Source organism: Bradyrhizobium sp. CFUWI (genome assembly GCF_056429085.1).
The window spans coordinates 1-25,395 of record NZ_JBWJZE010000040.1; the positions used below are offsets into that span (position 1 = coordinate 1).

Genomic DNA, 25,395 nt, shown 5'->3' on the forward strand with positions numbered 1-25,395 from the left:
TGAAAGCCGGAGTGTGGTTCCGCCGTGCTCGTCTGCTCATCGTCTCTCCTGATTCGCGGGTCAATCTTGCCCGCCGTCAGGCAGAAACTCCACTTATCGCGCTGTTCAGATTTGCGGGACCAGCTCAGACCTCAACAGGATCAGCCAATATTGCGAGCTTCGTCTTTATGCGAAAGGGCCTTTTGACAGCCGGCCCAGTGATATGATTGCAATCGTTGCTAGCAAGACGAGCTGGAGCAAATTTGCAGTGGATGCTGCCTTGGCTAAAGGCCGGCTTGCGCATCGTGATACCACGGCAATCACCGGAACATATACCGCCCGTCTTGCTCCGGGAATTTATGCAGGCGTGGGATTATCATACATTCATAACCCCACAAGCATCACGCACACGCCCCAAACTGAACACGCGCTCAATCTGTTGGTATCTACGTTGATACTCTTCTGATCATCGCAAGTGCCATTCTGGTTCCACCTTCTCGAGCCGCATGGGACTTGAGCTTCGCGATCTTGTTGAGGAGACCGGCTGCATCTGCGCGAGACGAACCGTCTAGGGGTGCGCCAGCTGTAAGAGCTTATAGAGAAAAGATGTCGTTGGACCCCAAGCAAGGTGAAGCGGAGTGTTCAGGAGAAACTGGTCCCGAACGCCGCGGTTATAAAGGCGTGCCTCTACGATCCGCAGATCAATCGAACCTATGCGGAAATGGCGGCGCATTACGGCGCTGCCATATTGCCGGCGCGGCCGCGCAAGCCGCGCGACAAGGCCAAGGTCGAGCAAGCCGTCCTCGTTGTGGAGCGCTGGCTCCCCGGCCGCCTGCGCCATCGCACCTTCTACAGCCTTGCCGAGGTCAATGCGGCGATTGGCGAGCTGCTTACGCGGCTGAACGAGGAGCGGTCGATCCGGCGGCTCGGCGTGACGCGCCGCAGGCTCCTCGAGGAGATCGACCGGCCGGCGCTCAAGCCCTTGCCCGTAAGCCCGTATGTGCTCGCGGAGTGGCGGATTCGCCGCGTCAGCCTGGATTACCACGTCGAGGTTGAGAAGCATACTACAGCGTCCCGAATCGCTTCGCGCGTGCCGAGGTCGAGGTGCGGTTCACTGCCCGCACCGTCGAGATCTTCCACAAGGGCGAGCGGATTGCCGCACATCAGCGCATGACCGGCAATCACAAACACATCACCGAGCCGGAGCACATGGCCTCCAGTCATCGGCGCTACGCCGGCTGGACCATCGCGCGCATCCGCCAGGACGCCGCCGCGATCGGGCCGGCGACCAGCGCGTTGTGCGACCTCATTCTCGACGAGCCCTCGCATCCCGAGCAAGGCTTCCGCGCCTGCCTCGGCATCCTCAGGCTTGCCGCCTCCTATGGTCGCGAACGGCTGGACGGCGCGGGCGATCGACATCGGCGCGCGCACCTACGGCTCGGTCAAGTCGATCCTCGCCAACAATCTTGATCGGCGTCCCGCTCCGCGGACGACGCGCCGATCCTGCATGCCAACATCCGCGGTGTCAATCGGCGTTCGACTGGGGCTCTGACGCAATCTTGGTGCAGCTCCGATTACTCAGCGCCGATTAGTCTCGCTTGAAGCAGATCGAGTTTGCCGCGGCCGTACATCTGACGTCTGACGAGCTTGAGGCGCGTGATCTGACCTTCGGTCTGGCCATTAGACCAGGGCAAAGTGATTGCTGCACGGACCGCTGCTTGTCCCTTGCGACGCCGCTGGCGAACGAGGCGACGAGACTAGCGCGGGCGCGCTCTATCCACGTCATGAGACCCGCCTCCGTCTTGCGCCGGATCATCAGATGCAATTCGGCAATGATCTCGCGTGCCTCGACCAAGGTTGGCACGCCAGCTTCGATCGCCGCGATCGTCACGGTCTCTGCTTTCGTGAGCAAGTCCCGCCCGATTATCATGAGGCGCGCGATCGTTCTGGCCGACGGAATCCTCTGAAGGTTTTGTGTGTCGGTTCTTTCCGCCCGTCGTCTGCGGGTTGCCCACTCGCTGACGACTCGGAGCGAGCCGCGGAAGCCCCGCCCTTTAACGCCGCCAAAGTTCAGCCCCGTTACGGCAGCCGGACGCCCACTGCTCGTCCAGCCATGGTAAATGCAGATCCAACGAACTTTGTCGGGTTCGGAAGACGTCGTGGCGTTCGTCGCGGACCACCTGTCGCACCAGCTTCCTGCTGTGGCCGGTCTGACGCACGATCTGCTTGATAGGTATGCCGTTCTTCGACAGAGCCAGGATGGCCGCGTTGGTCTCCTCACGGCGCAAATAGCCTTCATACTGAAGACGCTCGGCGGCTGTGAGCAGCTTGGGGTCGATCGTGGTCGCACCGATCACGGTGCGGATCTGGCGCATCGACTTGCGCACGGCCTCGAGGAAAGCCCGACTGGCGTTCTCCATCAGATGCCAACGATCGGCGACCTGTACTGCATGCGGCAGGGCCTTGGCCGCGGCTTCGCCGTATCCGCCACCACGATCACGGGCGACGATTGCGATCGTGGGATGCGCAGCGAGCCACGCTTGTGCAGTTGTTGGTTCACGATCCGGCAGCAGGGTGACCACCCGACGCCTCTCCAGGTTGCAGACAATGCTGGCGTATCGGTGATTGCGCCGCCAGGCCCAGTCATCAATGCCGATAACCCTGAGCGGGTCAGTTGGGGGACGGCTTTGGCGCCGAACCACCCGCAGAAGCGTGTCCTTGCTTACCGGCAGCATCAGCCGCTTTGCAAAGCCTGCTGCCGGTCGACCGCCAAGCGCCAGGCCGAGGTGATGGACGATGGAGTCCAGCCTTGCCGTGCGTCGCGCCGATGGCGCCAGTACGCCTTCGGCGAAGCATTTGGCGCCCGCATAGGACGGCGTCACAGCGGGAGCGGCGGGCGATCACCAGGAGCTGGACGATCCGCCCCGAGCGCGGCAGATGGGTAACGCGGCTCGATAGCGGCTATGGACACGTCGGGAAGCCGTTCCGCACGATGGACACAGGCCGACGCTTCCGGACGTCCGGACCGTGATGACGGCTTTATCACCTCATAGCACGCACTCTCTACAATAAATCCAAGCGGCACCAAACTGGAGCGGTGGAGTGCCTGCTGCATGGCGCTGATTCTCCTCCAATCAAAGCGCCAGACATCCCGCAAACTGCATCAAAAGTGATGGTGTGGAACGGCCCCTTCGAACCGGCATCAAAAGTGCCTAACGTGGTCGCGTAGAGAGGCGCCACAAAGGAAGGACCGTTCCATGGAGAAGATTATCACAGTGGGTTTGGATTTGGCCAAGTCGACCTTTCAAGTTCACGGCATCGCCGAAAACGGGAAAGTCTTGGTTCGTCGCACATTGCGGCGATCGCAGGTTCTGCCCTTCTTTCGGAACCTCCAACTTGCTTGGTAGGTATGGAGGCCTGTGCGAGTGCCCATCACTGGGCGCGCGAGATCGCGGCACTGGGCAACGTTGTTCGCATGATGCCGCCCGCCTACGTAAAGCCTTACGTCAAACGACACTAAGACCGACGTGGCGGATGGACGTAGATACGCCCTCGCCTGGCAGGCGGGAATTTTCGTCACTCGGCAAGACCGAAAGACCCTCATCTTCCGGAGCGCATTGCCAAGGCGCAAAAGCACTTTGGCAGCGATGGTCGAGCCTTCACGATCGATCTTTAGGTACCGGCGCGGAGCAATAATAGATATCGCTGCGGCGGTTTGGGGAGCCTCATAGTTCGAGGCCACGCTCGGCGAGCACACGTTGCATGACCTCGCCTTTGATCTCGCCAGCGATCTCGTTTCGGACTTGGGCTCCGAGCACCCGCTCGGCATCCGGATCGCCTCGAAGACCATACTCGGCGAGGCGCTGATCCAAGCGGGTTTGAAACTCTTCGCCCATGGCCTCGACCAGCCGGTCTTGCACCGCTGCATGTTCGTCCGGAGCGATGCGCCTCAGCACCGTCTCCCAGGGTTGCCAGCGGATTGCCATGTAGTCGGTGAACTGGCTTGCTTCCCGCTGCCGAACCAGCTCGAGCGCCTCCGTTACATCGTCCTCGCTTACGTGAGAGACCGCCAGGAAGCGCATGTCAGGGGCGACATGACTGAGCTCCAGCGGCTCGCGCAGCCGATGTTGATAGGCCAGGTAGACTTCGATGTCGTCTACGATCGGGTTTCCGCCTCCGCCTTCTCGGCCGACCTCACCTTGAACCTCTCGACGGCATTCGCGATTTCCCCAATTTCGTCCTTGCGACCAAGACCTTGGAGTACAACATCGAAATTGCCCTCGGCCGGCTCGAGCATCGATGCTGTCAGATTCCGGATCGGGCTGCTAATGCTGCGCGAGGTAAACACCGCGAGGAGGAAACCCAGCAGCAAACTAAGAGCGCCAAGGATCAAGGCTATCATCACGCCCAATCCAAGGTCATCTTCCGCCTTTCACGCAGTGGCTCTCGAAGCCTTCTCGCAATCAATTGCGAGCGGCTCTGAGAGTTCGTCAACCCGACCACCGGCGGCGAGTGCTGAACTTACGGCCGATTTCGCCGCGGGCGTATCTAGCGCGCTATTTCTTCCTCTAAATTCCTTCAGTCCGAGCGCCTTCGTTTCATCGTCCTCGATAGCTCTTTTGAGATCCAGCACTCGCACCGGCGTCCGAAGTCCTTGGTGTCGGCAGCGAGATCCTCAAGCCGCGCAAATGTACGCCTATAGGTGTCTGCGGCCTTCCAATGCGACGGATCATCGGTTGTCAAGGCCATCCATACATGCATCCGAGCTTCAAATACTTGCTTTTCGATGCGCTCATCTTCGGCTACGTGGTCTTTTTGGCGAACCACAGTCGGCAACAATCCGTTCGCGCTCCGGGAGTTACGGATCGAGTAACCGACAATTTGCAACGGACATCAGAAGAAGCGATCCAAACCCAGCATCAATCGACCGGTGATTTTGATGTTTGCGAACGCTTGTTGTGCCTCTCTGCTAAAGGGTGGTCGTCTTACCTCGAATATACTTCAGCGATCCCATCGGAAAACGAGGAACGTCAGCTCTAAAGTGGCAGATTTCCGTTTGGCGAGAGCAAGCTCTCGCTCGATTAGATCGAGATCCGCTTCCAGCCTGGCCCCAGCTGACGAATCGGCGATCTTGTGTATGAGCGCTCGTATCTGACGATGGTTCTCCTTCAGCGTGGCAATCGCACTCGCGATCGTGAGCTTGGCGTTGGCGCGGGCGGCTTTGAGCCGCTGATTTGCACCTCGACCGGAATCACATGCTATTGCGAACGGCGCTAATGGCGCCTCACGCTTAGCAATCGCCATCGTTCGCATTGGCTCAGCGCGCCGCATGGGCGCACCAGGTCGACGAAACTTTACGACATTGAGCATTTTGAACCTCGACCAAAGTGCCTCAAAAATACGAGCGTCGCAGTCATGCGAATGGTTCTGCGGCTAACTCGACTACATGCGCAGCGGCTGCGTGTTCGCTCCGGTTGTATGTCGGCCGAAGTTAACAAATTTCTTTAAATGCAGGTCGTCCGCTTTGCGCGCGTCGACGACTACCGCATACTTCGTTTTAAATTTGCAGGGTCCACTGGCAACACGAACGTTGAATTACCGCGCCCGCCACCTGAGCTGCGCAGAAAATCTTCGTGGCCGGCGACAAAATGCACTCAAAAAGCATTAGAGTCTCTCCGAGCATGTACCACGTGGGTTCGAGCGGTTAATCCAGCCACCGACGACCGCGCAAAAAATTATTGCGTTGCCGACAGGCAGTCGACGAAGGCAGTGAGTTGAGCGAGATCCGACGGCCCGGCTGCCCCTCATGGTCGGCGCCCGCGCCGCATACCGCGCGGCATCCAACCCTATGTCTCTCGATATGACTTCTTACTGCGGGGAAGCTGGGCGTTTCGGCATTCCGATGATGAGCCGGTGCAAGCTGACCTGTAGGCAATGGGGCACTTGTACATAACGGACGGAAAGGTCCCGGGGATCGCTGCGCACCGGTCTCTCCGGATGCAAAGCAGCTGTTTTGACGGGTTGCTGGCCGAAAGCGCCTCGCAGGCCGGTAGCTGCGCCATCCTCTATTGTGTTCCTCCTCTGGACCGCCGGATCACCGCAGATACTGATCTGCAAATAGAATGCGGGCGGACGGTGCCACAAGCGAACGCGACGCCCTGGGATCAAGGTGACCTTCTATTGGGCAGGGCTAGCGGTGGCAACGATGATTGTCGCCGTCAAGCCACGGAGGAGGTGCGCAGGCTGGAGGAGAGTTTGAACCGATCATGGGCTTCGACCTAATGACGGACTCGCCCGATTGCAGTTTCACGTCTTGAGCGCGGTCGCTCTCTAGATTGGTAGAGCTGTTTCTTACAAAAGCGTGAGGTCCAGGCTCTGCAACTTTTCGGGCAAATACAGTTGCGCTGCCGAAAGCCATCGCCGCCACCGCGGGCCGGCAGCGCCGAATGCGCATAGGGCTGCAACTCCGATAACAGGCGGGTTTTACTCATGCACGATGTCTGAAATGCTCTTCTGCCCGATCATTCAGGACGGATATTCGCTGACTGATCGACACGATTATTTCGTCTCGCTTGTTTGGGTCATGCATTCCAGTACCCACCAACGGCATATTCGAGATACAATTTCTGATTCACGGTGCATGTCCCGTCGTCGCCAAACCGCCAAAAGCGCCCGGGCTCGAAAACGGTGGCGCAAAGTCGACATCGCCACGCTGGGTGACGCTTCGGCACACGATGCTCTGAGGCAATTGGCGATAAGCTGGTCTTTCATAGGATCCGGCTACACCGGCACGGCCCGGAAAACGAATTACCTCGACATAACCATTTAGAGCTGCGTCCGGGACGTGGACCAGCGCCTAGACAAGCACCTCCTACAATCCCGGCAGCCGTGCCAGTGCCAGCATCCACCCGCTCCAACAGTACGAATCGTTCGAGATTTTGCTGGGTAGGCTGGTGAGCAGGGGGACTTTGTCAGCGGCGGACGGGCGCTGTACTTGCATTGATCCGTGAACGAGCGGGGTCGAATTGCCTTCAGATCGCGACATTTCGCTTCTGTTTCGCTACGAAGACGGAAGACTTTCCGAGCTTCTAAACAAGAATGAGAAGACGCCGCTCGCGTTCCTCGTTGCGCAGATTTCCGCATTGCCCTTAGCTGGATCTTTGAGAGTATTTGCACCGGTCACATTAATGACGACCGTGTGCTGAACCCGACAGCAAATTGCGATTGAACTGATCTGAGATCGCAAGGAGATGATGGTCTGAACCAAGCTCGCGCGTCCTGGCATGTCCATTGCTAGGAAGTGCCTGTTACATCATGCGACTGACTGGATGCAAAGGCCGAGTCAGACCCGACGTGCCGTCCAAACCAAGTCTCTAGCATAGAAGCGGCGCTGTTAACTGCCGCTGCGCCAACGGAGCCAGGTCATGTTGATCGACACATCCGAAATCTTCGACTCCATTCGCATCAATAAGCAGGAGGCGCAGGAGCGCCAGCCCGCGGCGCTATGCGAATGGCCTGGCTGCCAGAACAAGGCTACCCATCCCGCGCCCAAGGGCCGCGACAATGCGCGCGCCTATTGGCGCTTCTGCATCGAGCATGTTCGCCAATACAATCAGTCCTACAATTTCTTCTCGGGAATGGACGCGGAAGCGGTCGCGCGCTACGAGAGGGACGCGCTGACCGGCCATCGTCCGACTTGGAGGATGGGCGAGAGCATCAGCGCAGACAAAAACAGCACTGCCAATTTCGAGGACGACTGGCATGCCCTCTGCACGCTCGCCGAGCTGAACGGACGCGCCGGTGCCCGCCCGCGCGCGAAGGCCAAGCTCGAGGCGCGCACGATTTTCAATGCCCAAGGCAAAGCGTTGCAGCTGATGGGCCTGAATGCCGATGCGACGCTCGGCGAGATCAAGGCGAAATACAAGGCGCTGGTCAAGCAGCACCATCCCGATGCCAATGGCGGCGACCGCTCCAGGGAGGATCGCCTGGTCGAGATCATCAAGGCCTACCAGTACCTGAAGACCGTGGTGCGCGAGCGCTAGCCCGAACATCTCAGTGGGCCGCAAACGGCGCTTCGGAAGTGGAGTACGGAACCACCCAGCGCCTTGCTCTGGCTACGCTGGCAGTTTGGCTTCCCTGGCTAACGCTATCGGCCGAGCATGGCGAACAATCGACCATGATGAGCGGTTCGTTTCGTTGCGCGCAGCGATCGGGAAAAAGGGCCGGATAAAGGATGCGGCAAGAACCGTGCGCAAATGGCGGCCGCCTCGGGCCAGCGGTCAGTTTGTGGAAATGCCAAACGGTTCTGTCCAGTCCTGACGGCTGAGTCGCTACTGGGCGCGGTTCGATTTTCGACGCTTCAGCAGGACTTGCGCACGATCGATCCCTCGTTGTTCGAGCGGCAACACGAAAGTACAAACCTTTCCGTGGACACGCGTTGGCTGTCTGGAAAGGGTTACTGCGCAGAGGCGCTCCGTCCAGACCTATTTGCGCGGTGGTGCCGGATCAACGATCGATCACGAGAGCCCGATCGATCGCAGGGTTGAGGGCCGGGTTCTGACGTAGCTCCGGGCTACGGCGCCAGAGCTACTCACCTATCTCGAGGGCTCTGCCGATCGCCGCGAGGCAAGGTAGGCATCGTGAACTTGAGCGCTTTCAACGTGCATCGCGTTGATCAAGCACACGGCTATCGCACGGTGCTAGAGGGGGGCTTCCCCTGTCGTGAGTAGCTGCTTGATGGGTTTCGATTTCCCACAAATTGTCCCCGACGACGGAGCCCAACGATGTCGGTGAAGCGTGACAGCCCGCGCCGCCGTCTATCTGCTCTCCTCCGTCATTTAATCCCAGGAGCATCGTCGTTTCCTCACCGTCAGTTCCGCTTTGTGTTAGCTCGATCTCGTTCCGTTGGCAGCCAATCTGTGGCACCGCCGAAGAACACTCTCAACGACCATCTCGAGGCTTCGCTATCGGTCAGTTGATGGGAGTGAGGTTCGCGGCCTGAGGGGTTAGCCCCTGCCCCGAAGGATCTATATTCGGCATAATAGCTCGTGCTCAAGGAATTGGTCTTGCCGGGAGCCCATTCTCGCCAGCCTTCCGCAACGACCTGCGCATCTATCTTTGTCGACAGAAAAACCACTGTGGCGTAAGGCCGCCAAGGGCGCCCAAGCGCGATGTCGCGCGCGGCAGGGTCGGCACTTAGGCTGCAATGATCAAAAACATAGCCGCTGTCCTCATCGGGAGCAGCCTTGCTCTGTGCGGTAAAGATGACCGCTTGATTGGCGATGCCGTGCAACTCGCATCGCCGGAACCAGGCCTTAGCGTTGCCAAACACGAAATCGACATGCCCTTCGATGTAGCAGTTCGAGAAGTATTGGCGTGACATTGTGCCGTTCGGACCCTTGCCAGCAAACAGCGTGTCCTGGGCCCCGAGCAGGCGGACACGCGCAACGACGTCCTTGTCTCCGGTAAGAGACAGTGCAACCGCTTGCGAGGATGGATTGGCCGGATTGAGGGCGTAGTCGTTCTGTATAGTCAGATTCTCGAGCCGGAAGTCATCGCCAGCGGCACTCAACGTCGCCGAGCGGACGGTTCCTCCTACATTGATGGCGCCGTCGCCGTAAACAATGACGGTATCCTCCGGATTGCTACCAGTCCCTGAGAGATGAACGCCCGATCTGGAGATTTTGACCTTCTCACGATAGATACCCGGCGCGATCCGGACATCTCCGCCTTCCGGCGGTAATGCATCGATGGCTTGCTGCACGGAGTGATAGTCCGCATTTTCGGCATGCGACACCAACAGTGGCTTGGCGTACGCCGACGGGATGCAGAAACATCCGGCCAGAAGTACAGCGCGGCGAACGACAACCCTCATGTGATCTTGCATTCGTTGAGTTAGCAGCATCTTCGACGCAGTTGATAGGGCTTATCTCAGCGCGACAGCCGCCGCGCCAGCCAACACATTTTCACTCCAAATCAGACCCTGCACGTCACCTTCGCATTCCGAGGCTTGCAAGCCGTCGGACAATCGCAACGAAGTCGCGGCATGAGGCTCACTTTCATCAACAACCGGTAGTTTTGGACCACATGCAGAACTCGTCACCCGAACTCGGCGGTTGATGTCGTGCTTACCGTTTGCCGTCGCGGAATGCGCTGGAACATACCTCCGACCCGCGCAGCAGCGGTCCGGCAGCTCGCCGCGGCAGCGGCGGCGATACGTCGGAGTGATCTGCGGTGACTTTCGCATGCTCAACTTGCCAAGTCGCGGTCTTGGAAAATCGGACGTCTTCGAGTGTCACGTCAAGTGCATGCCCCTCGTCTAGGCCACGCATCAGCAACACACCAGTGTCACCATGCACATGACGGAGAACGATTTGCCGATAGACCGGAATCTTAGTGCCTTGAGCGTGCGGATCATACTTCGCGTCGAAAGACACCGGCCACCGGTTGCCCCGCAGGCACACGTACTCATAAGTCACACCTTCGACCAGACCGCCTCGACTAACGTCGCTCTTGATGCGCAGACCCGACGTCGTTCCATCCAACGTCAGATTACGCACCAATATGTCTCTGGCACCGGAATTCACCTCACTGCCGATCGACATCCCATGCCCCCAGCCAAAATAATTATCAATGATCGAGATATGGCTGCTTGGGCCATTGCCGCCGGCCTTGATCGCGACGTTGTCGTCCCCCGTACGGATTAGGCTGTGGGTGATGGTCACGTCCTGACTCGCGCCAAGGTCGATGCCATCAGTGTTGCGGGCATCCGCCGGCGAATCGATTGTAAGGCCCCAAAACGTGGCACCTTCGCCCCGGTTCATTGCGACATGAAAATTAGGAGCGTTGCGCAAGGTGACACCAGAGAACGTGATGCCCTGCGCATGATCGATCTGGATCAAGCGCGGGGCGTTCTGGTTGCCGCCCTCGGCTTGAGCGCGCCGGGCTAGCTGCCACCATGTTTCAGCACTGCCGGCAATCAATGCGCCGCCCTGACCATCGATGATGCCCTCTCCGTAGATGCCGCCGCCACGCGTCTTAGAGAAGCTGATGAATGGCCGGCAACCATCGCCCTTCTCCGCAATGCGCCCACATTGTCCGAGACCCTTGTCGTAAGCAGCAGGTTCTGGGATGGCGATCAGCTTCGCACCACGTCCGACCCATAAGGTCACGCCTGACTTCATCTCGAGTGGGCCCGACCGGTACTCGCCACTTCCTAAATACACGGCGGCTCCGGAAGGGCATTGATCGATGGCATCTTGCAACATGGCCGTATCTTGTTTCCCAGACGGCACGGGACGGTCGCACACTGTATGAGGTGCAACAGGTTCACTGATAACCCGGCGGTCTTGCGCGTTCGCGGCGGGGACGCCAAGCATGGAGGTGAGTAGGGACAATATGGCCCAGTTACGAAAACGCTTTGTCATCGACCTCTTCTTGCTTTGTCACGCGCATCTCTGCGCGTTGCTGTCTGTTAGGGAGCGCAGGCTCAAGCGAGCCGCCGCGCGCGCCACTGGCCCGCGCAAGATGACATTTATAAGACGCAACATCGGCCGGACCGGGCACCCGCGCAGTTGCATCTTGCATTTACGGAAGAACGTGGCGTTGTCGGATGGCTCATGGTCTAACCGCTTCGTCAACGGTCAGCCTGCTCACATCCATCAAGCGCGGCATCAGCCGTGATTCAGCTTTTTGCATATGTACTGCGTCATTACTCGCGCGATCCCTTGCATCTGCGTTCGGCCGATTCCTAGCCACAAGCACAGATAGGAGCGCCTGCAGTCCTCGACAGGCAGCTACCGTTCGGCTACGAAGGCCGTACCGTGTGTTGCTCGCTCAGCAAGCGATGGACTCGACATCGGCTCGCCGAAAGGCAACAAGAAACGAGCGCTAGGGGCTAGCGCATTCGCACAAGTTCGGGATCACTGCCGTGGTAGACGCCTCGGCGCCATCATCATCGAGCTGTCGCCGGCTTTAATTTCCGGCGAGCACTGCCCGCCTTCACCATCGCGAGAATGTAATCATGATCCGCGCGAGACACATTCTTCGGCGGTTTGCGGCCGAAGAGTTGGGCAAGGCCGGTGGGAACGGCCACGCGCGCTGCGTCCAATTGTTGCTCAAAGGCGTCTTGTTCAGGCAGGTTCGGCTGCTGATCGTCTAAAACGGCATCCTGTACCGAGAGCATTGGATATGTCGAAATTGTGCGAGTCCACAACAACCTATCGTCCAAGAGCAGTTTGATTAGTCGGTATACGGAAAAGCTTTCGAGAAGCTGACGAGGTTCCGGCCAGCACCTGACTTACATTCGCACCGGGAATGCTCTGCCTGAATGCCTCACGGACTAAGTGACTGCTGTTTGTCGACTTCCGCCGAACCACAATGTGCGGGACATAGTCAGCCAGTTCTCGTCACCATCCATGCAATTGCGGATCAGGCGATGTATCCGCAATCACGACGGCAAAGGCCGTCGCATACCTTGCGCGGAGGCTATAGCGGAGCGTCACGATGACGCGCGACCAGAAAGGTCTACCGGCATTTTGGACGCCTGGAAGACGGACAAACCGACCGGACCGGCCCTGAACAAATGTAGAGAGCTCTTAACATTCATCTAGGACATGTGCGTGAGCAGCAGCCGAGATAGGAAGCTCGGGTCAAAAACGCAGCTTACCTCCCTCATGTGGTGTTACTCCGCACCCATACGCCGGCCAACGCACCACAATCACCAAAACGCCCAGCGCATCGCATGGCCTCCACTTCGCCCGTTCGGACCGTAAAGCGATGCGTCTCAGTTTGTTGGTGGCGAAACCTGCCAGGGTAAACGTGCGTGGCTTTCAACGGTCCCATAATCGACTGAAAAACGCCACGGGACCCTCCTTGTCAATGGCATCATCGACGTTTCGCGATTCCGGCGATCGCGCTCTACACATTGGATTGGTTGCCGCAAGGTCGCGGTTGCGTTCATCAATCGACGGTGAAATTGCTCGACGCTCCAGCCTCCGCTCCAACTCCGCCAATCCTGCCTTACATTCGGCGATAACTGATCGGGCACAAAGCAGCTTGACTCTGAGCTCGTCCATTTGCCTGACTATTTTCTCTGGATCCCAATCGTCCTGCATCAGCTCACGACCATCTGCAAACGCCAATGCAAAGCCGGCGCTTAGCTCCCAGACTTCCGCTCGGCACCTCGCCGCTTCCAACGCTTGAGTCACGGCTTAAAACTGATGCAAACGATCGTCCCAAAGCATAACGTCCAACCTTCGTGGGTATCATATTGATGAGAAAGCCATTCGTCGCGAGTCCGTTGCAGGACCCGGGTTCTGGCTGCCAATGCAAAACGCGATCCGAACATAACCGCGCGTTCGCGATGCTAGCTGGCGGTTTGGGTAATGCATCAGGAGACCGGCCTTGATGAAGTCGGCACGGTTGATCTCAATACTCGGGTCGGGTGCTGCATCAGCATCGTGGTGAAAGTGGTGTCGTCAAAGATAGCAACTGGCGTGCCAATGCACTCGAGCATTTCTATAGAGAACACGACGTAGGCGTTCCCGCGCCATCTCGTTACTGGCGCCCTATTTGTTGCGCCTGAAACAATCGATGTTTTGAGCAAGACAGCGACAGTCTCGCAACCGCGAGGTCCGTAACAGCGCGACAGCACTCTGTGAAAAACAGAACATCTATGTGAGCAGCCCCCGAAACAAGACGCTCTAGCCAAAGACGCGGCGATACGTCCAGTATGTGGTGCTACCCTGCGCGCATCCCCTGGCCAACGCACCGCGCTCAACCAAAAAGCCGAGCCCTATCGACAGGGCCGCACCCAGTTGTCCGATTCGCCCGCCGGGTTCGCCCCCCCATGCGTCTCGAGATCTTCACCAACTCCGCAACGAAAGCTTCGCCGCTAACGTGCGCGGCAGCATCTTTCAGCAATCCCATGATCGACTCGAAAACGCCACACCGGCATCAACAGCATCGTCGACGCTGCGGGATTCTTGCGATCGCGCGTGACGTATTGAATTCGTTGCCACAGAGTTGCGCTGGCGTTCATCGATCGGCGATGAGACTGCTCGACGCTCAAGCCTCCGCTCCAGATCCGCCAATCCGGCCTTACATTCCTCGACAACCGATTGGGCGCGAAGCAGCTTGACCTTGAGCTCGTCCCGTTGCCTGAGTATTTTCTCAGGATCCCAATCGTGCTGCATCAGCTCATTGACCATCTGCAAAGCACCGATTTAAGGCCGCCGCTTAGCTTCACGAACACAGGCTCGGTATCTCGCAGATGCCCGGCGCTGAGCCACCGGCCAAAAGTGAAGCAAACAATCGCCCTGGGGTATAACGCATTTGCAGCGGTGTGCACCATCTTGTTGAGGACCGCCATTCGTCCCCAGCCCTTTACAACATGATCGGATTCGGCCCGGCAAACCGGAGCGCGCGATACGAAGATGGCAGAGTTCGTGACGTAGGTGCACGGTTTGAAAAGCGCATCAGGAGACCTCTGCTATCGATCAAGCGGGCAAGTTCATCTGAATACCTCGGCCGGATGGTGAACGAGCATCATAGTCGCAATTGGTTTCGTCACATCTTGAGGCAACCGGCATGCCAATTCCGGTTGAGTGTTTTTATGAAGAAACGATGTCGGTTTTCCCGCAGCACGTAGTTGCAGGCGGCACTATTGTCGCGATTGAAACAAACGACGTCTTGAACGAGACAGCCAAAGCCGTAACCACGACAGCCATAGCAGCGCTCACTATGGCATCGGTCGATATTGAGAGAAGATTTTGCGGACGTCGGCCAGAATGCTCTCACCATTTTGAGCGGTGCGTTGTTGTGTGAGAACATGCTATTGCTGGCCGTGGCGCGATGATGCGAACGCGAGCGCAGCGATAAGATCGTGTCAGCGAGGGCAAAGGGTTAGCTGAGCGCGCAATCCGGGGCAGCGTGTTCATGAGGAAGACAGCAGAAAGAAGCTCGCATCGCGGCCTCGTCGTTGGGGAAATGGGTAGCTCGCCGTCAACTCACCGGCGAACTCGCCGCAACTGCAACACTCGCCACCCCGATCCTTCACGCAGGTCGGACAGATCGCGATGATGGCGACGGATCTGGCCTGGATCGGCCATATCGGCACTTAGGCGCAGCGGCAGCAGCCCTTGCCGACATAATCTTGTCGATTGGCTTGACCTTCGCAGCCGGTGCGATCTCGGCGGTGGGTCCGCTCGCGGCCCAAGCATGTGAGGCGGTGGACGGAGCTCTGGTACGGCGATCGGTGCGCATGGGGCTACCGGCCGCCGATCATGGTTTTGCCGCAGCAGGGCGAGCAAATTGTGATTGTGCTCGGGGACGAACCAACCAACGCGCGGCTAGCTCAACAATATCTGTTCAGGCCGGCCTGGGGCATCTTGCCGGCATTGTGGTTCCTGGCGATCCGTAGTTTCATGCCAGCAGTCAACTGCCCAAGGCAGCCTTGTTGATCACGCTCGCCACCATCCGACCAACGCACTGCTGGCCTATCTGTTGATCACCCGCCAATTCGGCTTGCCGCAACTCGACTTGTTCGGAGCCGCCCTCGCGACCAGCCTCGTGAACAGTGCGACTTCCCTTGCGGGCTTTGGTTCGTCACACAACGTCGCCTGTTTCGCGACTACCAGGAGCTCCGATATCTGTGCGGTTCGATTGGCCGTTGATGCCGCAGCTCATCGTGATCGGGACGCCGGTTTCGATTGCCATTTTAACGGAATCGGGCCCTTTTCTGCGACGGCGCTTCTGATGGGTGGTAATCAGCACCACTGCCGTTGCAGGCCATGTGATTCCCTTGCAGGTCGCAACGGTTCTGTTCATGACTCCATTCTGCATCGGGATGGCGGTGAGCGTACCTGACGGACACGCACTCGGCCGCAGCGATCTGTCCGCCTTGGGCGAGCAGGTGCTACCGCCATGCTGCTCGGAATCCTGATCGCGGCGATTGCCACGATTGCGGTGGTCGGCACTCGGCTTGAAATCGCCAAGCTGTTCGTCGGCCAATCGGCTACCAACGCCAACGCCACGAGGCAGGAGCCGCCCTACTCATGGCCTTCGCTCTGAGGAACGCAGACGTTGTTCAACAAAGGCCGACGGAGATCGTCGACCTGGGAAGCTCATCGGGATCCACAGCGCGTTGATCCGCGCGCATTTTCTCATGAAGCTCTGGCAGGACTGGATCGAGTTCTTCCTGCTCGAGCGTCTTGGCTCCATCTTCCGCCATGTACGCTGCCAGAGCCGCGATACCGGAGTCCGGCGGACATCGAGCGGGTGCCGATTTTTTGAACGGCACTTGTCCCAAGCGCTCGGCAATTTCGACGCTCATGAGGTGAGGACCGATCGGTCGATCGACCGCGCGTTCGATGGTGCGGAAGATCCAAGTGCCGTCCGGATCGATGTCCGACCAATGAAAGATCGGCGTTTCTTCGGATACCAATCTTGCGATCGTCCGCAGCGCCTGCTGGGTGGCAAGCGAGGGGTATCCGCCGACATACATGGTCGTTCCTAATCGACCGGGATCCGCCTCGGCGATGTGCCGGTTGAAGCTTGCGAAGTTTTCGATTGTCAGAATGTAGGCCGGCGGCTCCCGGAAGCGGACGCGATCTGCTTCCTTGGGACTGATCCCGAGATAATGCGGAGAGATACCGGACAGGTCGGCTCCATCGAGGTCGATCTTGCCCGCGATCAGAAGCGGCGGGGCGAAGCGCTCCAGTCCGATCGCTCGCAGTGCCTCGCGCGGGCGGGCGCCAGGCGGAAAGTCCATTATGCCGCTCAAAAGCCGGACCACGGCACCCTCGATGCGCTCGAGTATCTTGCTGTGCCCCACCGTACGTCGCGAGAAAGTTTTGTAGTCGACGTCCAGATGCTTATTATCCAGGATCGCCTGGGCGAGAACGAATGCGTGGCGCAGCGTGTCGACGTCTGACGAACCGAATCCGTGCCATGTCTTACCCCGCGCCCACACCTCTGCGATTTGAGAGCCACTGTTCTTCAGGTACTCGTGCAGCGCCACTCCGGCTATAAGCCGCGCGGCGGCGTCCTCCGCGATGCGTGACGCCGGCGTGCGGTCAAGGTATGGGTATAAGATCTCCGCCGAGGCCAACCGCACGTGCGCCACTTGGTCCCGCTTCGCGCCGCGCCCCCAGCCAATGGACACCGCGCCGGCACTTTCGGCTTTCCTGATCTGGTTCAGAAAAGCGTCCGCCGCGACGACCGACGAGAAAGCGGCATAGTCGGGGTGGGCGATTGGGCTTGTGGCCCCGGCCTCGAAGCGATCGAGCAGGTCGTTCAGCAGGCCGATCGCGTCTGTGAAACGTCGCGCCATGACTACTCAGCGGCCAGACGGGTGGCGAGCTCGTCTTCGGACATCAGGTCGGGATCGATGGCCATCAGTTCGCGCTTGGCCTTCTCTTTAAGTTCCACCACTGTGGCCCTGGACTGTTCGCCGATGCGGTCCACCTCCACGATTGTGTCCATGTGCTCGAGCACGGCGACCCGCTTCTCGAACGGCGCCGCGATCACGAACTGCAGGCCGAGGTTTTTGTAAAAGCTCATCATCTGCCGCTGGTTCTTGCCGTCCATCTTGGAGAAGGCCTCGTCGAACATGGCCAAGGCGAAGCCGGCGGGCTTGCCGACACGACGCTCCGCGCTGCCGTAGACGGCGGCCAGCGAAGCGCCGATGGCGACGTAGATGGGCACCTGCTGTTCGGCGCCGGATCCGGTGCCGCGCCGCTGCTCCCAGCGGGTTGAACGGCCCGTAGCGACATCCTCCATGTGAATCTCGAAAGTGTAAAAGTTGCGGTAGTCCTCGAACTGGGTGAAGTCCTTATCGGGATCTTCGAGCAATGCCTCGAGCGCAAGGATCGTATCCTTGTGCGGGAAGTCATCGGGCACGTCGCCCCGGAACAGCATATCGAGGGCCTCCGGAGAGGTTTTGGCGATCTCGATGATCTTCAGGATGGGCTGGAATTCCACCATCTGAGTGCGGTGGAATGAATAACGCTCGTTGTGGAAGGGATGTGCGTAGAGGCTACGGTTTAACGATTGCAGCTCCCGCTCCATCTTGCCGATCCGGGCCGTGAGCGCGTTGATGAACTCGCCGCGCAGCAGGGTGGAGGCCTTTTCCGCCGCTTCCCGCGCCTGCCGTTCGTACTGGCGCAGCTCGTTGGATTCGATGTCCGAGATGAGCTGTTCCATCCAGGGCTTCACCTCCCGCAACGGCTCGCTCTCCGCGCCGACTTGCGAGCTCATCCCGAACTGGTCGAAGTAATCGTAAAGGAGCTCGCGGACCCGTCGCTCGATGCGGAGGCGTTCGGCGTCCGAGGCGTCCGCATCCTTCAGCGCTCTGTCGGCGATGGCGCGGTGTTTCTCCGCGAAGCCCTTCTGGGCCGCGGCATTGAGGCGCTCGCGGTACACGATCCTGCCCTTCGCGGCGGAGTAGAGCGGGAAGGTCTTGCGATAGATCGACCGGGCGACCCGCAGGTTAAGCTCGGAGCCGGGTACGTTTTCGCCCTCTCCGAGCCTCCTTTCTGCCGATCTGACCTCACCGTCATGCTCGCCGAACGCCTTCTGCTGGATCTTTCGCTCGTCGAGCCTCTTCTCCTTCAGCTTCTGCTGCGCTCGTTTTTTCTCGCGAAGTCCGCCGTCGCCCGCCCCGTCCAGCGCTTCGAGCCTCGCCTGGGCTTCGGCGATCTCGGTCTGCGCGGCCGCGAAGGCAGCGGCGCAGGCCTTCAGATCGTCACGTCCCTCGCAGATGTTCTTCAGAGCGGCAAAGGCCTGCTCTGCCGCCTGGGCCTCCTTGCTCTTTTCAGTGTGGAGCAGATCCAGTTCCTCGGCCTGATCCTGCAGGGAGCGCAGGGCGTTCGCCTGGGCCGCCTTTCCAATCTTGTGCTGCGAGGCTTCGATCCAGCGATGGGTCCTTACGAGGCCGTCGTCGTAGAGGCCGTCCTTCATGATAGCCCGGCCGGGCCTGTTGAACTGATCGAGCGTGTCCGCGAGGCGGACTGTGCCGTAGCGGCGCATGATGAAGGCCATCGCGTCCGGATCCTGGCTCCGGAAGATCGAGGGGAAAGTACCGCGCTCCGGCTTGGCCCTGAACTGCTCGAGCTTGTTTAGGCTCACGAGCGATGCATGGCGAAACTCGCGGCGACCTTCCTTGAAGATTGACGTGGCAGCGCTGATATCCGCTCTGTCCACGAACACGGCTTCCCGGTCGCGGCCGAGGAGCGCCTCGGCGGCTCCTACCCATTCGGGTTCGGCGACCTCGATGATGTCGCAGAGCACGCGCGGGGCCATTCCGCTCTGCCGCAGAATGCGGCAGAGGAGTTCAGTGTCGTGGCCGAGATAGGCCCTGGCCCCTCCGGCGGTGTGCTGTCGGATCCGTTCGAGCACCTCGTCACGGCGGCCTCGGAGGCCGGAAAGCTCCGCGATGATCCTTTGACGCGCTTCGTCGATCTTCGGCAGCCATTTCGCGCCGCTTGCCGCGAAGGACTTCTCGGCCGCGGAGAGCTCGTCGGAGACATGCCCGATGTCGACCCCGGCGGTGGCGGTCAGAAGGCTCTCAAGCGCAGGAACGAAGTCCTCGAAACCGTCCGCGCACATCGCGCGGAGCGGCTCCAGGCGACGGATGTTCTCCATACGAGCCTTGAAGTCCGCGGAGGCGCGGTGCGCCGCCTGCCCGGCAACATCGGCGGTCTGCTGCAGGGACTTTCTGCCGCTCTTGGCATCGTGCTCGGCGATCGCGGCCGTAAGGCGTTCGATCTCGTTATCGATGGCCTTGACGTCGTCGTCGATGAATTCGAGTTCTTTTGCTGCCGCGTCCCGGCGCGCCATCTCGGTACGCCGCTTGGTCTTGAAGTCCAGGTTTGTCGCGCGCGCCGCGAGCCAAGTCGCGCGTTTTGCGATCCACTCCTCCCTGAACTTGGTCTCGAGCGCTTCTTCAAGGGTGCCGAGGACGACGCGAAGCGCCCTCAGGGCTTCGAGCCTGAGGCGCATCTTTCTGATGGTTTCGCTGATATTGCGGTATGTCTGGATCGACTCGCGCAGCTCCTTGATGCCGATCGGACTGTCCTCGAGGATGTAGTTCCGCACGAACTGTGTGGCCGTCTGGTTGTGGTCGAGCGTCATCGCGTTGACGATCGATTTCTGCAGGGCGCTGGCGTTCTGCTCGCCATAGGGCGAATGCGGCAGAAGATGGCGCATGTATTCGCGGACGTAGTCGCTCGCCCGGTCGCGATGATTGACGAAGTTGCCTTCGCCGACCGCAGCGACGATCCGGGCGCGCACGTCCTCCCACTGGGCCGGGAATTGCGACTTTCCTCGCTGCTCGATGAAGTCCTTGGAGCGCAGAACGGTCCCGACGGCGACGAACAGTGCCAGCACGGTTTCCCTGCTGTCGGACTTGCGCGCCTCAAGCGCCATGCCGATCGTGACCGGCGGTCGATCGCCTTCCTTGTCTTCGAACCCTAGCGCCACGTAGGTGCGCGCCTCGTCACGCCGGCGCTGGTCTTCGCCGAGCGTCCCAAGGCAGTAATCGACGACGCTGCGCTTCGAGCCGCTGCGCGATTTTCCGCTGTCGCCGGCGACGGCGTTCAGGCGCAGGAACCGCCGGCTCGCGCCGGTGAGAACGACCTGTGCCATGTCGAGTATTGTCGATTTGCCGGACCGGTTCTCGCCCAGGACCCCGACGTGTCCTGTCACGTCGATGTCGGCGACGTCGAACAGGTGCCAGTTCACCATCGTCAGGTGGCGTAGCTCCATCATGCCTCGTCTCCTGCGGGCTGCGGAAACCGCGCCTCCTCGCTACGGACGTAGCGCTCAAGCCGTTGGAGGGCATCGCCGCCACTGATCAGCTTGACCATCGGGCGGATCCTGATCTCGCAGTCCTGCTGCTCGTCGTCAAAATCACCGATCTCGACCAAACTGCGTTGGGCGGCCTCGCGCAGGATGTCCCGGAAGCGGGCGGGCGAGATCGCGCCTCCGCCGCCGTGCTGCGCCATCTCGCGGTAGCGATCGAACAGATCGTTCAAAGTGGCCACTACGACGGCCCGGTCCTCGACCGCTCCGACGTTCACCTCTTGTTGCCAGTGTGCCGCCAGCACCAACACAACAATGGTTTCGTCGAGCTTCATTCGAGGCAGCGGCACGTCCTCGTCCATGGCGACGATGCCGGCCCACTGCGCTTCCGGATCGCGATGGACGCGATATCCGCAACTATCGAAGAAGCCGTCGATCAGGTCGCGGAAGCGGCCGTCCATGATCGTGTTGTAGACTGTCCCAGTGCGGGGATCTCCCGCGAACACGAACTGCCGCCGTAGCAGGAAGTGCAGCGCTTTGCGGAGGTCGGCTGCCTTTTCCGCGCCGAAGGAGCGCTCGACGTTTTCGAACTCACTGAGCACGGGCTGCCTCCGCTTTCCGGAAGTCGCCGGCTCGCCTGACCACGAAGTTCGCACATCGAAGCCATTCGCTGTCGTGGGGCGGCGTGTCTGGGCGCGGCTCCAGATCGAACCCGGCCGCGACCTGCGCCGGAACTTCGCCCGTCAACGCATATCGGCGGGCGCAATCGAAGGCGAGAAAGTCGTCCACGGTATCGATTTCCATGAAGCGGGCTTCCCTGGTCGCGAATGGCGGCACCTGGCCTTCGAGGAATCGTCTGACATCCTCGGGGCGGGGCGCGATGCGAGCGATGTACTCGAGGCGGAGTTTCTTCCGCAGTTCGTACAGCGGGTCCGATGGCGGCTCGGCGAGCTCCCTTGCTTCGACGGGACGGCGGGGCTGCCTGGCCGGCGCCTGATGGTGCTCGGACCAGGGGGACCGCAGCGGCTCGATGCTCCATTCGATAGTCGCCTTGTGGTGTCTGCCGTCCCGCATTAGGGCGTCCAGGCGCCGCACCAGGTCGCCGGCGCGGCTGACGAGTCCCTGCCCGCCCCGCTCGGCGTACTTAATGGTGTTGCGGACCCGGGCTTCGAGCTGCCTGCGGAAGGCCTCGATCCTATCGAACATCTCCCCGATCTGTTCAAAGATGCTTTCGATGGCCAGCAGGTCGTCGGCCGCGGCCATTCGACCGTCCTCGATATCGGCTGCCATGCTGGAAGCTGTGTACTCCTCGGCGAGGACCTGCATGGTTTCCGGGGTGTAGGAGATCCTCCGCGCGAGATCGACGATAGCGTCGCGAAAGCGGTACGGATGGTTGACGGTGAGGATGGACTCGAAATCCTTCAGCAGGAGCTGGTCGACAAACTCCTCGAAAAAGGCTTCCAGCCGGGTAGCTACTGTTTTCGACTCCATGACCGTCCGCCGGATCCGCTTCAGGTCGGCCAGAATGGCCCGCAGGCTCTTCGTGAACTGGTCGGCCTGATTGCGCGCCTCGCGGACGGCGAGCGCGGCTTCGCGCTGCTTGCGGTCGGTGATCTCGGGCCTCAGTTTTTCGACGGCCTCCAGGTTGAGGCGGATTTGCACGATCAAGCCGCCGAATCGCTGCGAGAGATCCTTGTTGAGGCTCGCGAGCCGCTGGATCACGAGCAGCGGTCCCATAGCCATGTCAACGGTAACGCGAAGCCCGTATTCCTCCTCTTCAAGCCACCCCCAGGCGAGCAGCCGGGCGTACAATTGTCGGGCAAGACCGAGCGCCTTGTCGCCCTTCTCGGAAGCGAGCGCGACGTCGGCCTTCCGGATCCGGCGGCGTCCCGCGGAGATCATTTCTGGCAGGCTGCCGAAATCATCGCCTTCATTCCAGAGGCCGGGATTAGCGCGCATGACGTCATAGATGGCATGGACGACCTGCTGGGGGGTCGGAAAGGACGGCGCGCCTGAAAAGAAGCGTTCGTGGAGGTCGAGCAGACAGGCCGCGTACAGGTGCTTGTGATCGCGCGAGAAGGCCAAAAACGCGTCGTCATGCAAATGGCGGAACAAGGACAATCGCTATCACTCCTTGAATCGGCATCATCCAAAAAGGGATGCAGCTTGCCGTCCCGACACTCAGAATCTGCCTTGGGAGATACCCCAGTCGAGATGTATCGCAATTCTGCTGCAACTGGAAGGATATGTTCACTGTATGTTCGTGTATAGCTTGGCAAAGAGCTGTTGTCGAGCTTTAGCTCTCGCCATCACCAGTGCGAGATCGGGCGTCTTGGTCTCCAGGTTCGTCCTCAAGGGCTCGTCGATCGCGTTCCGCAGCGCCTCGACAAGAAGCAAAAGAACGTGCTGCGCCACGACATCAAGGTCAAAGGCGAACGTAACGCCGAAAGCACCATGGACTTCCTGCATGACGTCGGCAGCCGCGTCATCGGCCGGCTGAGATTTCAACGGACGGCTTCCATCCCTACGGCGGAGCGATCCGCAATGCCTTCGGCCCGAACCCCTCTCATGGCGTGATCGTAAAGACCTACTCGGTAATGCATCTGGTGAAGGAGCGCAGGGCCGCTCTCGCCCGCCGCCGAAGTAGCGGTAAGCCGTGACGTAGTATCTGGCGATGCCGATCAGTACGTTTCAGCCAGCTATGTTGAGCGTCAGAACCTTTCGCTGCGCATGGCTTCGCGCTGGTTCACCCGCCTCACCAACGGCTTTAGCAAGAAGCTGGACAAACACGTTGCGTGCGGTCGCGCTGTACGTCGCGCACTACAATCTGTGCCGCGTCCATGAGGCCTTGCGCACGACGCCAGCTAATGCGCTAGGCGTGGCTGACAAGGCGTGGAGAGTTGCTCAGCTTGTTTGACGCCGCACTCTCCGTGGCGCCTGCACTGCCCACTCAGACGCCGCCAGATCGTCGCCGGAAGTTCACGGTAATTCAGGAAGGGAGGCGGGGTCAGTCATAATTACTCATTAAAAACCCTTGCTGAATCAATGATTCTGATACTCTGCCATCCAAGGAGATTCGGATGGCAGACCCAACTTACAATTTGAACGGCGGCTTTAAGCCGACAATGAAAAGGTTCGCTGATCTCAGCGGGCCTGATTTTTTCCCCACCCCACCGTGGGCAACGTTTGCTCTGATCGACAATGAAAAATTCACCGGCGAGATTTGGGAAAGCGCGTGTGGTGATGGGACGATGTCCCGGGTGCTAGAGCAGACCGGGCAGCCCGTTCGCAGTTCTGATTTATACGATCGCGGCTATGGCGAGATCGGCTTTGACTTTCTTGAGCCGAAATGGTCAGCCGACAACATCGTAACCAATCCGCCTTACAACTGCGCTGAGGGCTTTGTCGCTAGCGGCGTCAAGCATTCGAACCGCAAGTTCGCACTGCTGTTGCGGCTTGCCTTCTTAGAGGGCGCGAACCGCGCTAATACGATCTTCGCAAAGATACCACCCGCTCGGGTCTGGGTTTTCAGTGAACGTATTACTTTCTATCCTAGCGGCGTGGAGCCCAAGGGCAGCGGAACGACGGCTTATGCATGGTTTGTTTGGGATAAAGAAGCGCCGGGCAGAACCGAACTGAAATGGTTCAAACCCGGTTATAAGGCGAAGTTCTCCTAACTAGGCTGCAACCTCGCACCCCGGCAGCGCCAAGCCGCCGGGGATGGCGACAAGCTTGCCTTCGTAGATGGCGTTTCCGGGCGACGCTTTATGCGAGGCGATGTTGCGCACCTGCTGCTCCCATAACGCCTCGCCTGGCCGGGTCGGGGATGGCGCTAGGTCTTCGGCTGAAAGCGTTAGATAATTCGGAATTTCTTCAATCAACTCTCTAATGGTCGCACGACCTGTAGCTCGATCGGTAAGAACTTTGATGGCCGCTTCGGCAACTTCAGCTTCGGTAACTCGGGACATATTCCCCTACCTCCATTCTGGTGGAGTCCAGAGATAGGTTCGCGCAATGGTAGTTGGAGTCAGTATAACTACGGTGTGTAATTTCAGTGGCCTACTTTGAAATCCCGAGTGGCCCATTTCGGCCAGTACCCCAGCCCTCGCGTGCCATGAGCCTTGAGCACGATGTGCAGCCATGTTTCAGGCGGTGAGGCAGGCAGGCTCGGTGCTAGGGCGATGGGGCTGCTGCGCCTTCCGGCGCTGGATCCGCTTGCTTCAGGCGCTCTAGGTAGCCGCGCGCGCGCGAAATCACCGCTTAGACCACCGTTTCCAGGATGGGATCGCCGCCGGCAGGCAAGGCTTCGATCTCGGCTTTTGCCGCCATTGCATGGTGCGTCACGGCCTGAGCAATCTCGGAGACGCGCCGGATCGTCTGCGTTGGAGAGAGTTTGCAGTCGATGGCGAAGCGCTCCCAGTGGTTGCGTCCGAGCTGGTCAGCCTGCTTCTGCTCGCCGATCTTCTGCGCCATGTTGCGGGTGATCTGTACGCATACGATGAAGACCGCCAGATTGACGCATGCGCGCGGGCAGAGCGAGCTCTATGATCGGTTGGGTGAAGGTCAAGCGGCCTGCTGACTGGCGGGCTTGTCGGTTTGGCGCAGGAGCTTCCA

Annotated in this window: 18 protein-coding genes and 5 pseudogenes; 7 read left to right on the forward strand and 16 right to left on the reverse strand. The window is 59.8% G+C overall.

Going from position 1 to position 25,395, the window contains the following annotated elements:
• From AC066S_RS36680 to AC066S_RS36690, 3 genes and pseudogenes are all read left to right on the forward strand, one after another.
• Positions 1-206 (forward strand): annotated as a pseudogene (locus tag AC066S_RS36680) (hypothetical protein); the annotation flags it as partial.
• A complete protein-coding gene (locus AC066S_RS36685; RefSeq protein WP_235884920.1) occupies positions 140-445 on the forward strand; it encodes a carbohydrate porin in 306 nt (101 codons plus the stop codon). The pseudogene AC066S_RS36680 and the gene AC066S_RS36685, both read left to right, overlap by 67 nt.
• A 186-nt stretch (positions 446-631) precedes the next feature.
• Positions 632-1,503 (forward strand): annotated as a pseudogene (locus AC066S_RS36690) (Mu transposase domain-containing protein); the annotation flags it as partial.
• 50 nt (positions 1,504-1,553) lie between these two features.
• Here AC066S_RS36690 and AC066S_RS36695 read toward each other — a convergent pair.
• Positions 1,554-3,094 (reverse strand): annotated as a pseudogene (locus AC066S_RS36695) (ISL3 family transposase).
• 142 nt (positions 3,095-3,236) lie between these two features.
• Between AC066S_RS36695 and AC066S_RS36700 the strand changes: the two are divergent.
• A pseudogene (locus AC066S_RS36700) lies at positions 3,237-3,493 on the forward strand (IS110 family transposase); the annotation flags it as partial.
• Between the two features lie 211 nt (positions 3,494-3,704).
• Here AC066S_RS36700 and AC066S_RS36705 read toward each other — a convergent pair.
• From AC066S_RS36705 to AC066S_RS36715, 3 genes and pseudogenes are all read right to left on the reverse strand, one after another.
• Positions 3,705-4,154, reverse strand: a pseudogene (locus AC066S_RS36705) (NEL-type E3 ubiquitin ligase domain-containing protein); the annotation flags it as partial.
• The gene (locus tag AC066S_RS36710; protein WP_126261369.1) at positions 4,136-4,381 is read right to left on the reverse strand and encodes a HAMP domain-containing protein; all 246 of its coding nucleotides are present in this window, start codon (positions 4,379-4,381) and stop codon (positions 4,136-4,138) included. The gene AC066S_RS36710 and the pseudogene AC066S_RS36705, both read right to left, overlap by 19 nt.
• Before the next feature lie 599 nt (positions 4,382-4,980).
• Complete coding sequence (locus tag AC066S_RS36715) at positions 4,981-5,349, reverse strand: hypothetical protein (RefSeq protein WP_126261370.1); 369 nt, start codon at positions 5,347-5,349, stop codon at positions 4,981-4,983.
• A 2,054-nt stretch (positions 5,350-7,403) separates the two neighbouring features.
• Here AC066S_RS36715 and AC066S_RS36720 point away from each other — a divergent pair.
• Positions 7,404-8,021 carry a J domain-containing protein gene (locus tag AC066S_RS36720; protein ID WP_126261371.1) on the forward strand — a complete coding sequence of 206 codons (618 nt, stop codon included), beginning with the start codon at positions 7,404-7,406 and terminating at the stop codon, positions 8,019-8,021.
• 827 nt (positions 8,022-8,848) lie between these two features.
• Here the strand turns inward: AC066S_RS36720 and AC066S_RS36725 are convergent.
• The 5 genes from AC066S_RS36725 to AC066S_RS36745 form a co-directional block, all read right to left on the reverse strand.
• The gene (locus AC066S_RS36725; RefSeq protein ID WP_126261372.1) at positions 8,849-9,853 is read right to left on the reverse strand and encodes a pectinesterase family protein; all 1,005 of its coding nucleotides are present in this window, start codon (positions 9,851-9,853) and stop codon (positions 8,849-8,851) included.
• 253 nt (positions 9,854-10,106) lie between these two features.
• Complete coding sequence (locus AC066S_RS36730; RefSeq protein WP_235884918.1) at positions 10,107-11,246, reverse strand: glycoside hydrolase family 28 protein; 1,140 nt, start codon at positions 11,244-11,246, stop codon at positions 10,107-10,109.
• Positions 11,247-11,932: 686 nt separating this feature from the next.
• Complete coding sequence (locus AC066S_RS36735; protein ID WP_126261374.1) at positions 11,933-12,163, reverse strand: hypothetical protein; 231 nt, start codon at positions 12,161-12,163, stop codon at positions 11,933-11,935.
• 1,732 nt (positions 12,164-13,895) lie between these two features.
• Positions 13,896-14,189 carry a hypothetical protein gene (locus AC066S_RS36740; RefSeq protein ID WP_126261375.1) on the reverse strand — a complete coding sequence of 98 codons (294 nt, stop codon included), beginning with the start codon at positions 14,187-14,189 and terminating at the stop codon, positions 13,896-13,898.
• Positions 14,190-15,585: 1,396 nt separating this feature from the next.
• On the reverse strand, positions 15,586-15,807 hold the full coding sequence (locus AC066S_RS36745) for a hypothetical protein (RefSeq protein WP_126261376.1): 222 nt from the start codon (positions 15,805-15,807) through the stop codon (positions 15,586-15,588).
• Between the two features lie 96 nt (positions 15,808-15,903).
• Between AC066S_RS36745 and AC066S_RS36750 the strand changes: the two genes are divergently transcribed.
• Positions 15,904-16,050 carry a hypothetical protein gene (locus AC066S_RS36750; protein ID WP_167772435.1) on the forward strand — a complete coding sequence of 49 codons (147 nt, stop codon included), beginning with the start codon at positions 15,904-15,906 and terminating at the stop codon, positions 16,048-16,050.
• Between the two features lie 16 nt (positions 16,051-16,066).
• Here the strand turns inward: AC066S_RS36750 and AC066S_RS36755 are convergent, their stop codons facing one another.
• The 5 genes from AC066S_RS36755 to AC066S_RS36775 form a co-directional block, all read right to left on the reverse strand.
• The gene (locus tag AC066S_RS36755) at positions 16,067-17,311 is read right to left on the reverse strand and encodes a Wadjet anti-phage system protein JetD domain-containing protein (RefSeq protein WP_126261377.1); all 1,245 of its coding nucleotides are present in this window, start codon (positions 17,309-17,311) and stop codon (positions 16,067-16,069) included.
• Positions 17,312-17,313: 2 nt separating this feature from the next.
• Entirely contained in the window at positions 17,314-20,748 is a 3,435-nt protein-coding gene (locus AC066S_RS36760; RefSeq protein WP_135167515.1) for an SbcC/MukB-like Walker B domain-containing protein, read from the reverse strand.
• Entirely contained in the window at positions 20,745-21,383 is a 639-nt protein-coding gene (locus AC066S_RS36765; protein ID WP_126261379.1) for a DUF4194 domain-containing protein, read from the reverse strand. The genes AC066S_RS36760 and AC066S_RS36765 overlap by 4 nt, the downstream gene beginning before the upstream one ends.
• Positions 21,373-22,902: a Wadjet anti-phage system protein JetA family protein gene (locus tag AC066S_RS36770; protein ID WP_126261380.1), complete on the reverse strand. Its 1,530-nt coding sequence runs from the start codon at positions 22,900-22,902 to the stop codon at positions 21,373-21,375. Before AC066S_RS36770 ends, AC066S_RS36765 begins: the two co-directional genes overlap by 11 nt.
• A 129-nt stretch (positions 22,903-23,031) precedes the next feature.
• Positions 23,032-23,289 carry a hypothetical protein gene (locus AC066S_RS36775; protein WP_164719051.1) on the reverse strand — a complete coding sequence of 86 codons (258 nt, stop codon included), beginning with the start codon at positions 23,287-23,289 and terminating at the stop codon, positions 23,032-23,034.
• A 572-nt stretch (positions 23,290-23,861) separates the two neighbouring features.
• On the opposite strand from AC066S_RS36775, the gene AC066S_RS36780 reads away from it, so the two are divergent.
• Positions 23,862-24,458 (forward strand): hypothetical protein, encoded by a 597-nt coding sequence (locus AC066S_RS36780; RefSeq protein ID WP_122405223.1) that lies wholly within the window; start codon positions 23,862-23,864, stop codon positions 24,456-24,458.
• Here AC066S_RS36780 and AC066S_RS36785 read toward each other — a convergent pair whose 3' ends face one another.
• Entirely contained in the window at positions 24,459-24,749 is a 291-nt protein-coding gene (locus AC066S_RS36785) for a hypothetical protein (protein ID WP_126261381.1), read from the reverse strand.
• A gap of 292 nt (positions 24,750-25,041) precedes the next feature.
• Positions 25,042-25,254 (reverse strand): hypothetical protein, encoded by a 213-nt coding sequence (locus tag AC066S_RS36790; RefSeq protein WP_126261382.1) that lies wholly within the window; start codon positions 25,252-25,254, stop codon positions 25,042-25,044.
• Positions 25,255-25,395: the final 141 nt, after the last annotated feature.

What these genes read in the sequence shown, in the direction of transcription:
- AC066S_RS36710 (WP_126261369.1), bottom strand. Translation starts at nt 4,381, where the DNA reads ATGATAGCCTTGATCCTTGGCGCTCTTAGTTTGCTGCTGGGTTTCCTC.
- AC066S_RS36715 (WP_126261370.1), bottom strand. Translation starts at nt 5,349, where the DNA reads ATGCTCAATGTCGTAAAGTTTCGTCGACCTGGTGCGCCCATGCGGCGC.
- AC066S_RS36720 (WP_126261371.1), top strand. Translation starts at nt 7,404, where the DNA reads ATGTTGATCGACACATCCGAAATCTTCGACTCCATTCGCATCAATAAG.
- AC066S_RS36725 (WP_126261372.1), bottom strand. Translation starts at nt 9,853, where the DNA reads ATGAGGGTTGTCGTTCGCCGCGCTGTACTTCTGGCCGGATGTTTCTGC.
- AC066S_RS36730 (WP_235884918.1), bottom strand. Translation starts at nt 11,246, where the DNA reads ATGTTGCAAGATGCCATCGATCAATGCCCTTCCGGAGCCGCCGTGTAT.
- AC066S_RS36735 (WP_126261374.1), bottom strand. Translation starts at nt 12,163, where the DNA reads ATGCTCTCGGTACAGGATGCCGTTTTAGACGATCAGCAGCCGAACCTG.
- AC066S_RS36740 (WP_126261375.1), bottom strand. Translation starts at nt 14,189, where the DNA reads ATGGTCAATGAGCTGATGCAGCACGATTGGGATCCTGAGAAAATACTC.
- AC066S_RS36745 (WP_126261376.1), bottom strand. Translation starts at nt 15,807, where the DNA reads ATGAACAGAACCGTTGCGACCTGCAAGGGAATCACATGGCCTGCAACG.
- AC066S_RS36750 (WP_167772435.1), top strand. Translation starts at nt 15,904, where the DNA reads ATGCTGCTCGGAATCCTGATCGCGGCGATTGCCACGATTGCGGTGGTC.
- AC066S_RS36755 (WP_126261377.1), bottom strand. Translation starts at nt 17,311, where the DNA reads ATGGCGCGACGTTTCACAGACGCGATCGGCCTGCTGAACGACCTGCTC.
- AC066S_RS36760 (WP_135167515.1), bottom strand. Translation starts at nt 20,748, where the DNA reads ATGATGGAGCTACGCCACCTGACGATGGTGAACTGGCACCTGTTCGAC.
- AC066S_RS36780 (WP_122405223.1), top strand. Translation starts at nt 23,862, where the DNA reads ATGGCAGACCCAACTTACAATTTGAACGGCGGCTTTAAGCCGACAATG.
- AC066S_RS36785 (WP_126261381.1), bottom strand. Translation starts at nt 24,749, where the DNA reads ATGTCCCGAGTTACCGAAGCTGAAGTTGCCGAAGCGGCCATCAAAGTT.
- AC066S_RS36790 (WP_126261382.1), bottom strand. Translation starts at nt 25,254, where the DNA reads ATGGCGCAGAAGATCGGCGAGCAGAAGCAGGCTGACCAGCTCGGACGC.